Genomic DNA, 11,328 nt, shown 5'->3' on the forward strand with positions numbered 1-11,328 from the left:
TCCTCGGGCAACGCAAAAAAACCGCATCCTCCGCAGGAGAATCCGGTCGTGCTTCGCATGCTATTCCCGCCACCAAGCCGACTGCGGGTAACCCTCCTCCGACACCTCGACGGTCTCTCCGATCCGCGGCGTGGCGATGCGGACGCCCTGGGCGCGGGCGGCCTTGACCGCGCGCTCGACGGGCTCGTCCCACGCATGGAAGCCGAGCGTGAACGCCGCCCAGTGAATCGGCACGAGCAGCCCGCCGCGCACGTCGCGATGCGCCTGCACCGTCTGCTCCGGCATCATGTGGATGTTCGCCCAGCGTTCGTCGTACTGCCCGCACTCCATCATCGTCAAGTCGAACGGGCCGTATTTGTTCCCGATGTCCTTGAAATGCGGCGCGTAGCCGCTGTCCCCGCTGAAGAATACCCGGCTGTTCGGTCCGTGCATGACCCACGAGCACCACAGCGATCCGTTGCGGTCGCTCAGCCCCCTTCCCGAGAAATGGCGCGCGGGCGTGCAGGCCAGCTTCAGACCCGCCAGCTCCAGCTCGTCCCACCAGCCGTGCTCCGTGACCCGTTCCGGCGGCACGCCCCATTTGATCAGGAGGCGCCGCACGCCGAGCGGCACGACGAAACGTTCCGCTTTGTCCCGCAGCTTGCGGATGGACGGCTTGTCCAGATGGTCGAAGTGATTATGCGAGAGAATGACGGCATCCAGCTTCGGAAAGTCCTCCGGCGCGAGCGGCAGTATTCCGCTGTAGCGTTTGCCTCCGAAGATCGGCACGGGCGACGGCGAGGCCGAGAACATCGGATCGAACAGCAGGCGCCGGCCTTCCAGCTCCAGCAGGAACGCGGAATGCCCGAACCAGGTCACCCGAATTCCGTCGGGCCTCGCTTTCGCGGACAGCGACAACGGAACGACCGGAATCGGCTTCGCCGGCTTGCGCCGCGGGTCGCCGCGAAACTGATCGCGAAGCATGCCGGCAAGCGACCGCAGGTTGACGCCCATGGACGTCGGCACCAGATTTTCGTACTTCTTTCCCCGTTTGGCTGACATACCGTCCAATCCCCCGTCTACCATGGAATGTTTACTCCAAATCAGTATAGTTGAGCCGGATCGGAGAAGTCAAAACGCCCGGGCGCGAGCGGCCGCCGTCATCGTGCTTGCCTGAACGGGCCGACGGGCCGGACAGGTTGACACCTCCGGCGATTCCCGGGTACAGTAAACCCAACATGGGATAGAGGAGCTGTACGGCAATGAAGCTGGTATCATGGAACGTCAACGGGTTGCGGGCCTGCGTGACCAAAGGGTTCATGGATTATTTCGAAGCGGTGGACGCGGATATCTTCTGCGTGCAGGAGACGAAGCTGCAGGAGGGGCAAATCCAGCTGGAGCTCGGGGATGCTTATCGGTCGTACTGGAACTACGCGGAGAAGAAAGGCTACTCCGGCACGGCGGTCTTCACGAAGGTCGAGCCGCTCTCCGTGCGCTACGGCATCGAAGAGGATTACGAGCCGGAGGGCCGGATGCTGACGCTGGAATTCGAGTCGTTCTACCTCGTGAACGTCTACACGCCGAACGCCAAGCGCGATCTGGCGCGGCTGGACTACCGGCTGGAATGGGAAGACCGCTTCCGGAACTACTTGCTGGAGCTGGACGCGAAGAAGCCCGTGATCGTCTGCGGCGACTTGAACGTCGCGCACGAGGAGATCGATCTCAAGCATCCGAAGCCCAACATGGGCAACTCCGGCTTCACGCTGGAGGAACGCGGCAAAATGACCTCGCTCCTCGAAGCCGGCTTCGTCGATTCGTTCCGGCATTTCTACCCCGACCGCGGCGACGTCTACTCCTGGTGGTCCTACATGCCGAAGGTCCGGGAACGGAACGTGGGGTGGCGGATCGACTATTTCCTCGTGTCCGCGCGGCTCGCGCCTTCGCTCGTCGACGCCGAGATCCACTGCGAGGTGATGGGCAGCGATCACTGCCCGGTGGCGTTGGCGCTGGAGCCGGGGGAACCTGCCGGACAAGCAGAATAGAGTCCGCGATATGAAAAGGCTTGCCTGCCGCGAACGGTACGTTCGCGGCCCGGGCAAGCCTGTTTTGCGTTACGGAAGGCGACATCGAACAGCGTGCCTCAGTAGGGGCCTTCGACTCGCGGCGCGGCCACCGACCGCACGTCTCCGGCATTATTTCCTGCGACTGCGCGTGCGTGCGCCGTTGCCATGAGCAAGCCCGCTTCCCGTGCAATACACGGCAACGATCGCCGGCCGCATCGCGCCTTAGTCCCCGATCCCGTCCCACTCGTCCATGAATCGCTCCACGTAAGCCTTCATATATGCATGCCGCTCCTCGGCGATCGCCTTGGCGCTCGGCGTGTTGATGCGATCCTTCAGCCTCAGCAGCTTCTCATGAAAATGATTGATCGCCGTGCTCTTGCCCGTGCGGTATTCCGCGGCCGTCATCGCATCGCGCGGCCGCAGCGCCGGATCGTAGATGGGATCGCCCTTCCAGCCGGCGTACAGGAACGCCCGCGCGATCGCGATCGCGCCGATGGCGTCGAGGCGGTCGGCATCCTGCACGACCCGGCCCTCCGGCGTCCGCATCGGCGGGTTGGCGCCGCCGTTATAGGACATGTTCGCGATAATCTCGACGACATGCGCCCGATCGGCTTCGGCGACGGGCTGGTTCGCGAGCCAGTCCTCCACCTTGCGCAGCCCGCTCTCCTTGGAATCGTTCAATTTCTCGTCGGCCACGTCATGGAGCAGCGCCGCGAGCGAGCAGATGAAGACGTCCGCCCCCTCCCGCTCCGCCAAATGCCGCGCCATGCGGACGACGCGGTGAATATGCCACCAATCATGCCCGGTGACGTCCCCGCCAAGCTCCTCCCGGGCAAATGCCTCCGCCGCCGCGAGCACGCGGTCGTTTGCGGTCGTTGTCATCCTGGTCACTTCCTGTCTGCTTTCGTCGCCGATCCAAGCGACTTGCGCTTTTATCCCGGCGGTTGTCCGCCGTTTGCTTATCGATGAAGGCCCGTTATAAGCTGCCGCTCTGGAGCTCCCGCCACACTCTCTTATTGCTGTACTGCCGCTCGGAGCTGATATCCCGCCCGAACCAATCCGGCGGCATGAAGCCTTCGGCCTCCTCGACGGAGTCGAATTCCACTTCCAGCACGGTCAATCGGATCTGATCGTAGCGATCGATCTCCACCTTCCGGCCGTTCCACTGCGCCGTGACGCGATCCTTCGTCAGCGGCACGAGTCCGCGGCCGTCGGTGAGCTGCTCGTAAATGCCTTGCGTAATCCCGTATTCGATCTCTTCGCGGGATAACCCGTTTCCGGCTTTGAACGTCTGCGTGTAAAAAACTTCTCCCGACGAGGCGTCCGTGATCCGGCGTACGCGCAGCTCCTGCGTCTCGTCGATCGCCAGGTACGTCTGCTGGATGCGTTGCTCGGACACCACCTTGAGCAGGCCTTCCTTGATTTGCCGATCCGGATATTCCGCCGGCAGAAACTTCCGTTCGATCTCCAACCCCATGCTGCATGACCCCTTTGCCCAATTTAGACTTCATCTATTATAACACCGAGGCGGGTACCGCAATCAATCACCCGGGCGACGCAGGCGGCGCGGTCCGGAGCCTTATCGGCGTTTCCGGTGACATGTACCCCTTTCGGCCGGCATATGCTTTCTTGAATGATTCTGAAAACGGGGGATGAGGATGAACCAGAATGTGAACTATGCGGTATCGGTTGTCCGGCACTTCATTCCGTACGGCGCGGAGCTTGCCGTGCTGACGCGGCACGGAAGCATGCCGGCGGTGCTCTTCGCCGATCTCGATTACGACTTCAACGTGGAGCTGGTCGCGCTTTACCGCTACCAGGGCGAGCAGAACCTGATCGTGCTCAAGAACAACGACGGCGCCTGGCACATGTTCGCGCATGCCAGCGGCAAAGGCGTGTACGTGGCGGATTTGTCGGCGGCGCCCGTTGCCCGGGCCGGCCAGAACAGCCTGCTGGTCGGCTGGCAGCACGAGGACGGCCGGGTCGAACTCGACATCCTGCAATGGACGGGAGCGGGTCTGACGCGCATCGTGCCGGACGGCATCGCGTACGACTGGCTGGAGATCGAGGATATGCCGGGCATCGACGGACCGGACGGCAAGTGCGAGCTGGCGTTGTGGCTGCAGGATTCGGAGCAGTCGTACCGGATCGAGGCCTATCGCTGGGAAGCGGACGCGAACGGCTTGGTGCCGGCGGTCGACGCGTATCCGTACTACTTCGGCAAAGTCGCCCAGTTCTACGAACAGATGACCCAGCAGCAGCCCGAGGTTCCGATGTACCGCAGCGTGCTGGACGAAGCGCTGCAGAAGACGAACGTCGCCCGGCTGGTCGGCGAGCCCGCGGGCGGGGAAGACTGATCGCGGCGACACGCGGTTCCGACCGATTCGGGACGAACGCCGCGCGAGCCATTGAATACCTGTGCAAATAAACCGGGAGACCCTCTTGACGGGGTCTCCCGGTTTGCGCGTGGCCGGCATTCCGGCCATTCCGGGCTACTACTGAGGGGACCGGTTTATTGCTCGGGCAAACTCAGCTGCCACGATACGCCGAACTTGTCCGCGCCATGCGCTGCTACCGCAGGAACACGATCATCGCCGATACGATGTCTGCGCTTGCTCACTGCAGGAACGCGATCACGGCCGAAGCCTCTTCGCCGCCTGCCTGCGCGTGCGCGACGAGCGGGATGCCGTGCGGACCGGGCGCGTCCTTGAGCGACGAGTTATCCGCGATCATCGCCTTCACGACCTCCAGCTTGCCGAGCATGGCGGCCGCGAACAGATCGAGGCGCGCTCCCCGCTCGAGCAGGAACAGCGCAATATCCCGCCGGCCCATATGCGCCGCGGCGCCAAGCGCGGTCTCCCAATCGCCGCCGCCCCAATCCCATGCCGCGTTCAACAAACCCGGCTCCTGCTCCAACAGCTCACGCACGCGGTTCAAATCCCCGTGCGCATTGCCGACGAACTCCTTGACCAGCTCCGGCGCGATGCTTTGTTTCGGTTCCATGTGCATCTTCTCCCTTAACGATGGATTAAGCTTGCAATAACGCGGCCGTCTCCGGATGTTCCCGCGTGACGGCCAGCTCGGCGGCGGTCTGCCCGGCGTCGGTGCGCGCGGCGCGGTCCGCTCCCGCTTCCAGCAGGAGCGGGATCATCCCGCTCCGGCCGAAGTACGCCGCGACATGCAGCGCCGTGAAGCCCCGCCGCCACGTTCCTTCGCACGCCGCGCTCACGTCCGCTCCCCGCGCGAGAAGCAGCTTGACGATAGGCTCGTAGTTCCCCGCGATCGCCGCATGGATCGCCAGGTTGTCCAACTTTCCGTCGCGGCTCCGCGCGTTCACGTCCGCGCCCTGATCGAGCAGATACCGCGCCGTCTCTTCGCTGCCGAAATGCGCGGCCAACCCAAGCAGCGTATAGCCGTCGCCGCTGAGGCTCCCGAGCAATTCGGGAGATCGCGCCAGCCATTCCGCGACGCGCGCCGTGCTGCCGACGGCGGCGGCCTCGTAGACGCTGAGCTCCGCGCCATGGTCGAGCAGCATTTCCTTGATGGCCGTCGAGCGGAAGTAAGCGGCCATCAGCACCGCCGTCTCGCCGCTGTCGTTGCGCGCGTTCGCAAGCCCGGGATCCCGGTCCAGCAGCGCGGATACCTTCTCCGCTTGGCCCGCCTTGACCGCTTCGACCATCTCGCTTCGCAGCTGCGTCACCTGGTTCGCAAGCGACCGCGCCTTGCGAAGCAGTTCTTCCGATGCGCCGATGCCGGCGTTCAGCAGATGGGTCGCCGCCCTGGACCGGTTCGATTCCAGCCCGGATTCCACGAGCAGATCGACGGCCGCAAGCGCCGTCTCGTCCAACCGAATGGACAGGACCATGCTTTTCTTCTTGGGTGACATCGCCGTTCTCCTGTTTGCATGCATTTTTTGTATTTTTAATTACAAAATTACATTATCATATCACTCTTCAAATTTCCAGTAATATCCACGGTGCCGTGCCTTCCAGACGCAAACGACCCGCAAGCCTATGCCGGAAGGCATCACTGCTTGCGGGTCGCCATTTATGAGCCGGACGTCTCGCGTCCGGGCATCGGGCATTTATTTGATGACGAGCAGCGGCACTTCCGTATGCTGCAGCACGTAATGGCTCACGCTGCCCATGACGAACTCCCGGATCGCGCCGAACCCCCGGTTGCCCACGATGATCAAATCGCACCGATGCCGGTCGGCGTAATCGACGATCGCTTCCCCCGGACTGCCTTCGAGAAGCGCCGTCGCGGCGTTCGGGATCGGGGCTAGCCGCGCTTCCACTTCCTTAAGCTGCTCCTGCGCCTCCAAAAACTGCTCCCGCTGGATGGAGACCGGCACGGATACGACCGAGTCGGCGACGGCGACCGCCGCCACGCTGTATACGTAGATTACCGTCAATTTGGCTTCGGGATAATGCCGAACCATGTCGATCGCTTTATCAAGCGCCTTCACGGAAGGCATGCCTCCGTCGTACGCAACCAAAATATTAGAGAAACTCATCGTTACCCCTCCTTCTATCCTTGCTGTCCTCTTCTATTACCCCGCGTCGAACGGACTTTAAACAGGCACGCCGGCGTATCGCGCAAAATCTCGTTCCCCATATGATTGCCGCAACGGGCGCTTGGCGCAGACAGTATCCTCGCGCGGCAGTATCAAGGACGCCGTGCAATCGCCGAACCTCACGTCCAGCCCTATGAACGAAAAAACTGCCGTCCTATAGGGACAGCAGTCTTTTAAAGGCCCGGATCGTGCTCAAATGCATGGCCTCGTGATACAGGTTAAAGCTGAGAAAATGCTGCGGCGTCTCCAGATACATCCCCGCCGAGGTGGTATACGGCGAAGCGACGGGCTTCTGCAGATTGCCCTCGAGCGCGCGGCGGAGGCGCGCGATCTGACTGCCGAGACGATCCCTTAGTTCATCCAACGTCGGCAAAGCGATGTCCGCCGGCGCCTCGAGCGGCGAGCTGCCGGACTCGAACCGCTCCGTCCAGCCTGACGGCATGTCGAGCGGCATGGCATCGTATTTGAAAGCAAGCCGCTCCAGGACGACATAGATATGTCCCAGATGCCAGCGAATATTGTTGCGGAAACCGTCCGGGACGAGATCGGCCGCTTCCTCCGACACGCCCTCCGCCAGCTTCAGCGTTTGCGAACGCACGAATTCCAATTGATTAAATACGTAATGATCCATTTTCGTCGCTCCTTAACTCGGCTCGTGCTCTTACGGGTCCCATGCGGCCTTCCGCACGTTAGCCGGCACGTTTCATCGACCCCGATGTCCAGATTAGTATACGAGGTCCGAGCAAGGCGCGTAAACTAAATCTTTCGCAACGTTCGGCTCTCGGAGGCATGCGTTACGCATGCCCGTTGCCGCGGGGCGTTTACCCATGCAACGGAGCGGTCGTGGCTCGCACCCGTGCAGGCATGTCTTCTTGCGCATAAGGCCGGGCATGCGGCGCGAACGCCAGCCATGCACGACAAAAAAGCCGCGGCTGCTGCCAGTTAGCAGCGCTTCCGCAGCTTTTTCAGCCGCCCGACTCCGCTTCGTCAGAAGCCGAAATCCAGCGTTTTCCCCGTCTCCGCGTACGTCTTGATGTTGCTGACGATGATCGGCCAGCTTTGCTGCGTGCTCTCGTACGACGGATGGTTGTCCGGCCATCGGTCGTTGACGAGCGTCAGCTTCGTGGTGGCGCCGACGACCTCGAGCGTCAGCGAGACGCGCGTCTCCAGCTCCGCGTGGTTGTCCCGGTAGGACGGACCGGGATGCTCCGTGTAGCTCATGCGTTTGCCAGGTTCGTATTCCAGCACCTTGCCGTAGACATGGACCGTACGCTCGCCTTCGTTGCCGGGTCCGACGTACTCGTAGGGAGAGCCGATCTCGAACGTGGATTCCAGCACGCTGCCGAAGAAGATCGCTTTGGTTCCTTCCGGCGTCACGAAGATGTTCCACACGTCCTCTGGCTTGGCCCCGATATAAATCTCGTACTTGAGCGCTTCCATTTTGTTGCCCTCCATTCGAACTGGGGATGAGATACTGCGGATTGCCATTGCGCTGCATGGACCGAAGTGCTAGTCTCGATTATAAGGGTTCCCGCAAGGCAGGTATTGTAAATACGCGACAACCGTTCGCCCAAGGAGGCACACGATGAGCGACAAGCCTATCCAGCAATCCGATCGCGGCATACTGAAAGCGGAGTTGGCCCGGCGAAAGTTCGCGCTGCGGCGCATCGAGCCTTCGCCCGACCTCGCCCCCTATATCGAGCATTATTGGACCGTTCGTTGGGATTTGAGCGGACAAGCCCCCTTCTCGCAAGTGATTCTCTCCTACCCCAACATCAATCTATCGTTCGAACGCGACCATAACGGCCCTTTCGCGGGCGTATACGGCGTTCCGAGAAGCACCTACACCCGTTATCTGCAGGACGAGGGCGAAGTCCTCGGCATAAAATTCCGCCCCGGCGGGTTCCATCCGTTCTGGAGGCGGCCGGCGGCCCTGTTGACCGGACGAATCCTGGACGCGAAGGAAATTTTCGGCGAGGAAGCGGGAGAGCCGGCGGCGCGGATATTCGCGGCGGAGACGGATGAAGCTCGCATCCGGCTGGCGGAAGCGTTCCTCCGCTCGCGGCAGCCCGAACCGGATGACCAGATCAGGCTGATCGGCGACCTCGTGCGGCAGGTCATCGACGATCGGACGCTAACGAAGGTCGAGGAGCTGGTCGATCGGTTCGGGCTGAGCAAACGATCGCTGCAGCGCTTGTTCAGCCGGTACGTCGGCGTCAGCCCCAAATGGGTCATCCAGCGCTTCCGCCTCCAAGAGGCCGCGGAGCTGATCGAGCAGGACCGGGGCATTCCCGACTGGACCCGCCTCTCGCAGGATCTCGGATTCTACGACCAGGCGCATTTCATCAAGAGCTTCAAAGCCATGATTGGCAAGTCGCCGGAAGCGTACAGCCGGGAGCTCGACCTGCCCTCGTCCGCGGAGGCCTAGACAATGGAAAAGGCTGCGTTCGACTGCCTGCAAGCAGTCGGACGCAGCCTTTTTCGCGGCGATGTCGGTCGGGTGGACGGCATTCCGGTCGAGCGGAGTGGTACGTCGCGGTTCTGGAGCGGGCGGCCGCTCTCACCGTCACGGGGCAGACGCGGCCGACTGCTTCAGAAATAGCCGAATCGCGGCCTCCCCCGCGATCAGCAGCAGCACGATAGCCCCATATACAGCGGCTCCGTAGGCCTCCGGATACGACAAGCCCGTCGCGCGATCCAACGCAAAAGCGAGCGAATGAACCGCCAGATTGGTGAAACAAAACGCGTAGCTGCGCGCCATCCATTGCCGGTGACGCTCGATGCGTTTTCGGCGGATGTCGAGAATCGCCAGCACCGTGAAGGCCGGCCAGATGATGTTCAGCATATTGAACGCGAAGCTGACCGCCTCGCCTCCCGTCGCATACGGCGCCATGTAGCCGGACGTCAAGGACACGATGAGCACGGCGATCAGGTAGGCATATCCGTTTCGCCGATGAAAGCGCCGATAACGACGCCGAACCCGGGACGAGAAGTTCACCGCCCCCGACAGCGTGGCGAGGCAGGCGAAGCCGAGATGCACCCGCATGACGGACAACCAAACCGGCAAACGGATCGGATGGGCGGCATTGCCTTTATGACGCAGGAAGCCCGAGGCTTCGGGATCCTGGAGAACGTTTTTGTACAGCGCATAGACGACGAAAGCGGCAGCCGCGAACAGCAGGAGCACATACGTCAGTTTGGATTTGGGCATCGGTCGATTGACCTCGTTCGTTAGGATAAAATAGCCGCGATCGTCGCCTGAGCGGCGTCAAAGCGACCCTGAAATCCAAGTATACCGCCCAAACCGCGATTAAGAAAGCGGTCCAAGGGCTCGTAACCAAACGTTCACGGAGCCTTTTCATATCCTAAGGCCGCACGCTGCGGATTCGCGCCGATCGCCAGGCTTAGGCGCTGCCCCGGATTGAGGCGCTGGCAGCGACAACACCCCGTAACGGCAAAATGGCCTCTTTCCGACGCACGGCCATCGACATGCGACCGGATCCGGAACAAGGCCTATGCGGCGAAAATCGTAAGCGGAAGCAATACAAGAATCAGCTCTCCCTCGGCCCGAAACGCTTCACGGAACGGATGCGCGCGCGTTCGATCTCGATCTGGCGGTTGCGCTGCGGACTGTTGGTCACGAGCGTCGACAGCAGCTTCTCCGCGGCCGCTGTCACCTCTTGAACGGCCAATTGGAAGGCCGCCTCGTTCGATTTGGAAGGCTGGTTGAAGCCCGACAGCTTCCGCACGAATTGCAGGGAAGCCGCCTGAATCTCGTCCTCCGTTGCCGGCGGGTCGAAGTTGAACAAGGTTTTGATGTTTCTGCACATGTCGCGTCACCCTCCGATTCATCGTTATCTTAGCTTAGCGAAAGAAAGGAAGCAGCAGCAGCCCCAGTCCAACGAATGCGAACAGGCTTGCCAGGATGCGCTGGAAAACAAAATAGGCCGCGGACGGCTCATGCCTCGCCTTCCATCCTTGCGCGATCTTCCACGTGCGATATGGCCAGATCGCGGCAAACAGCGCTGCCGTCGTCCAAAGCGCGATGAAAATCGTGAACAGCACCGAAATCGCTTTTGCCTCCGGCGGCATCTCCATCACTCTCCCGTGTCGCCATGATAGCATTATTTCACATTTATTGGAAGGCATGACAACGCCGGCTTGCAACCGAAAAAGACTCCCCGGAAAAGGGAGCCTTTTACTTGGCCGAATACGACCTATCTCATGCTGCGGAACAAGCGTTTCCGGAGCAGGAACACGCCCAGAAGGATGACCGCCAAGCCGGCCAGCCTTACGCCCATATGACTGCTTTCGCCCGTCTTCGGAAGCGTCGCTCCCGTTCCGGGGTCGATCGTGCCGAGCGGCACGTCTCCGACCGTGATCGTGATCAAGGTTTCCTCGGCATTGCCGTCCTTGTCCTTCACGATAATGGAGAAATTGTCTTTGCCCGTATAGCCTTTGCCCGGCTTATACGTCCAGCTGCCGTCGGGCTTCACCGTCACTTGGCCGTGCTTCGGACCTTGATTCACGACGGCGATGCCGCCGAGCGGCACGTCCACGCTGCTTTCGATCAGCTCGTCTTTGCCGGTCGTCTCGGCGCTGGCCTATCCGATACCGAAAGCCGGGAACCTCTATGCGAGGCTCCCGGCTTTTTTGCGCGGAAAGCGAACCTGCCGATCGGGATCCGGGATGAACGGAGGGAAGTTTGAG

The 11,328-nt window shown here is 61.6% G+C and carries 15 protein-coding genes; 3 read left to right on the top strand and 12 right to left on the bottom strand.

The annotated features are described in order from the left end of the window. Nucleotides 1-60: 60 nt before the first annotated feature. The gene (locus GT019_RS24635) at nt 61-1,041 is read right to left on the bottom strand and encodes an MBL fold metallo-hydrolase (protein WP_161746093.1); all 981 of its coding nucleotides are present in this window, start codon (nt 1,039-1,041) and stop codon (nt 61-63) included. Between the two features lie 200 nt (nt 1,042-1,241). Between GT019_RS24635 and GT019_RS24640 the strand changes: the two genes are divergently transcribed. Then, nucleotides 1,242-2,021 (top strand): exodeoxyribonuclease III, encoded by a 780-nt coding sequence (locus GT019_RS24640; protein ID WP_161746094.1) that lies wholly within the window; start codon nt 1,242-1,244, stop codon nt 2,019-2,021. A 243-nt stretch (nt 2,022-2,264) separates the two neighbouring features. On the opposite strand, the gene GT019_RS24645 is transcribed toward GT019_RS24640, so the two are convergent. Together GT019_RS24645 and GT019_RS24650 are read right to left on the bottom strand one after the other, a co-directional pair. Beyond that, nucleotides 2,265-2,924, bottom strand: a complete 660-nt coding sequence (locus tag GT019_RS24645; protein ID WP_161746095.1) for an HD domain-containing protein — start codon at nt 2,922-2,924, stop codon at nt 2,265-2,267. A 94-nt stretch (nt 2,925-3,018) separates the two neighbouring features. Beyond that, on the bottom strand, nt 3,019-3,519 hold the full coding sequence (locus tag GT019_RS24650) for a CYTH domain-containing protein (protein WP_161746096.1): 501 nt from the start codon (nt 3,517-3,519) through the stop codon (nt 3,019-3,021). 181 nt (nt 3,520-3,700) lie between these two features. Between GT019_RS24650 and GT019_RS24655 the strand changes: the two genes are divergently transcribed. Further along, nucleotides 3,701-4,399, top strand: coding sequence for a hypothetical protein (locus GT019_RS24655; RefSeq protein WP_161746097.1), 699 nt, complete (start codon nt 3,701-3,703; stop codon nt 4,397-4,399). 259 nt (nt 4,400-4,658) lie between these two features. Here the strand turns inward: GT019_RS24655 and GT019_RS24660 are convergent, their stop codons facing one another. From GT019_RS24660 to GT019_RS24680, 5 genes are all read right to left on the bottom strand, one after another. Then, nucleotides 4,659-5,045, bottom strand: a complete 387-nt coding sequence (locus tag GT019_RS24660; protein WP_161746098.1) for an ankyrin repeat domain-containing protein — start codon at nt 5,043-5,045, stop codon at nt 4,659-4,661. Between the two features lie 25 nt (nt 5,046-5,070). Further along, complete coding sequence (locus GT019_RS24665) at nt 5,071-5,928, bottom strand: ankyrin repeat domain-containing protein (RefSeq protein WP_161746099.1); 858 nt, start codon at nt 5,926-5,928, stop codon at nt 5,071-5,073. Between the two features lie 198 nt (nt 5,929-6,126). After that, a complete protein-coding gene (locus GT019_RS24670) occupies nt 6,127-6,558 on the bottom strand; it encodes a universal stress protein (RefSeq protein WP_161746100.1) in 432 nt (143 codons plus the stop codon). Between the two features lie 214 nt (nt 6,559-6,772). Further along, the gene (locus tag GT019_RS24675) at nt 6,773-7,249 is read right to left on the bottom strand and encodes a DinB family protein (protein WP_161746101.1); all 477 of its coding nucleotides are present in this window, start codon (nt 7,247-7,249) and stop codon (nt 6,773-6,775) included. A 356-nt stretch (nt 7,250-7,605) separates the two neighbouring features. Then, entirely contained in the window at nt 7,606-8,058 is a 453-nt protein-coding gene (locus GT019_RS24680) for an SRPBCC family protein (protein ID WP_161746102.1), read from the bottom strand. Between the two features lie 145 nt (nt 8,059-8,203). Between GT019_RS24680 and GT019_RS24685 the strand changes: the two genes are divergently transcribed. Beyond that, the gene (locus GT019_RS24685) at nt 8,204-9,046 is read left to right on the top strand and encodes a helix-turn-helix domain-containing protein (protein WP_161746103.1); all 843 of its coding nucleotides are present in this window, start codon (nt 8,204-8,206) and stop codon (nt 9,044-9,046) included. A 138-nt stretch (nt 9,047-9,184) separates the two neighbouring features. Here the strand turns inward: GT019_RS24685 and GT019_RS24690 are convergent, their stop codons facing one another. From GT019_RS24690 to GT019_RS24705, 4 genes are all read right to left on the bottom strand, one after another. Next, nucleotides 9,185-9,829 carry a DUF2306 domain-containing protein gene (locus GT019_RS24690; protein WP_161746104.1) on the bottom strand — a complete coding sequence of 215 codons (645 nt, stop codon included), beginning with the start codon at nt 9,827-9,829 and terminating at the stop codon, nt 9,185-9,187. 340 nt (nt 9,830-10,169) lie between these two features. After that, nucleotides 10,170-10,448 carry a DUF2277 domain-containing protein gene (locus GT019_RS24695; RefSeq protein WP_161746105.1) on the bottom strand — a complete coding sequence of 93 codons (279 nt, stop codon included), beginning with the start codon at nt 10,446-10,448 and terminating at the stop codon, nt 10,170-10,172. Nucleotides 10,449-10,482: 34 nt separating this feature from the next. Further along, nucleotides 10,483-10,710, bottom strand: a complete 228-nt coding sequence (locus GT019_RS24700; protein ID WP_161746106.1) for a hypothetical protein — start codon at nt 10,708-10,710, stop codon at nt 10,483-10,485. Nucleotides 10,711-10,835: 125 nt separating this feature from the next. Beyond that, a complete protein-coding gene (locus GT019_RS24705; RefSeq protein ID WP_235949279.1) occupies nt 10,836-11,192 on the bottom strand; it encodes an Ig-like domain-containing protein in 357 nt (118 codons plus the stop codon). Nucleotides 11,193-11,328 lie beyond the last annotated feature (136 nt).

This window comes from Paenibacillus glycinis, from assembly GCF_009909185.1.
GTDB classification, from domain to species: domain Bacteria; phylum Bacillota; class Bacilli; order Paenibacillales; family Paenibacillaceae; genus Paenibacillus_Z; species Paenibacillus_Z glycinis.

Coding starts and splice junctions, on each gene's coding strand:
- GT019_RS24645 (WP_161746095.1), bottom strand. CDS start 2,924: ATGACAACGACCGCAAACGACCGCGTGCTCGCGGCGGCGGAGGCATTT.
- GT019_RS24690 (WP_161746104.1), bottom strand. CDS start 9,829: ATGCCCAAATCCAAACTGACGTATGTGCTCCTGCTGTTCGCGGCTGCC.
- GT019_RS24640 (WP_161746094.1), top strand. CDS start 1,242: ATGAAGCTGGTATCATGGAACGTCAACGGGTTGCGGGCCTGCGTGACC.
- GT019_RS24650 (WP_161746096.1), bottom strand. CDS start 3,519: ATGGGGTTGGAGATCGAACGGAAGTTTCTGCCGGCGGAATATCCGGAT.
- GT019_RS24685 (WP_161746103.1), top strand. CDS start 8,204: ATGAGCGACAAGCCTATCCAGCAATCCGATCGCGGCATACTGAAAGCG.
- GT019_RS24655 (WP_161746097.1), top strand. CDS start 3,701: ATGAACCAGAATGTGAACTATGCGGTATCGGTTGTCCGGCACTTCATT.
- GT019_RS24670 (WP_161746100.1), bottom strand. CDS start 6,558: ATGAGTTTCTCTAATATTTTGGTTGCGTACGACGGAGGCATGCCTTCC.
- GT019_RS24665 (WP_161746099.1), bottom strand. CDS start 5,928: ATGTCACCCAAGAAGAAAAGCATGGTCCTGTCCATTCGGTTGGACGAG.
- GT019_RS24675 (WP_161746101.1), bottom strand. CDS start 7,249: ATGGATCATTACGTATTTAATCAATTGGAATTCGTGCGTTCGCAAACG.
- GT019_RS24660 (WP_161746098.1), bottom strand. CDS start 5,045: ATGGAACCGAAACAAAGCATCGCGCCGGAGCTGGTCAAGGAGTTCGTC.
- GT019_RS24680 (WP_161746102.1), bottom strand. CDS start 8,058: ATGGAAGCGCTCAAGTACGAGATTTATATCGGGGCCAAGCCAGAGGAC.
- GT019_RS24635 (WP_161746093.1), bottom strand. CDS start 1,041: ATGTCAGCCAAACGGGGAAAGAAGTACGAAAATCTGGTGCCGACGTCC.
- GT019_RS24695 (WP_161746105.1), bottom strand. CDS start 10,448: ATGTGCAGAAACATCAAAACCTTGTTCAACTTCGACCCGCCGGCAACG.
- GT019_RS24700 (WP_161746106.1), bottom strand. CDS start 10,710: ATGCCGCCGGAGGCAAAAGCGATTTCGGTGCTGTTCACGATTTTCATC.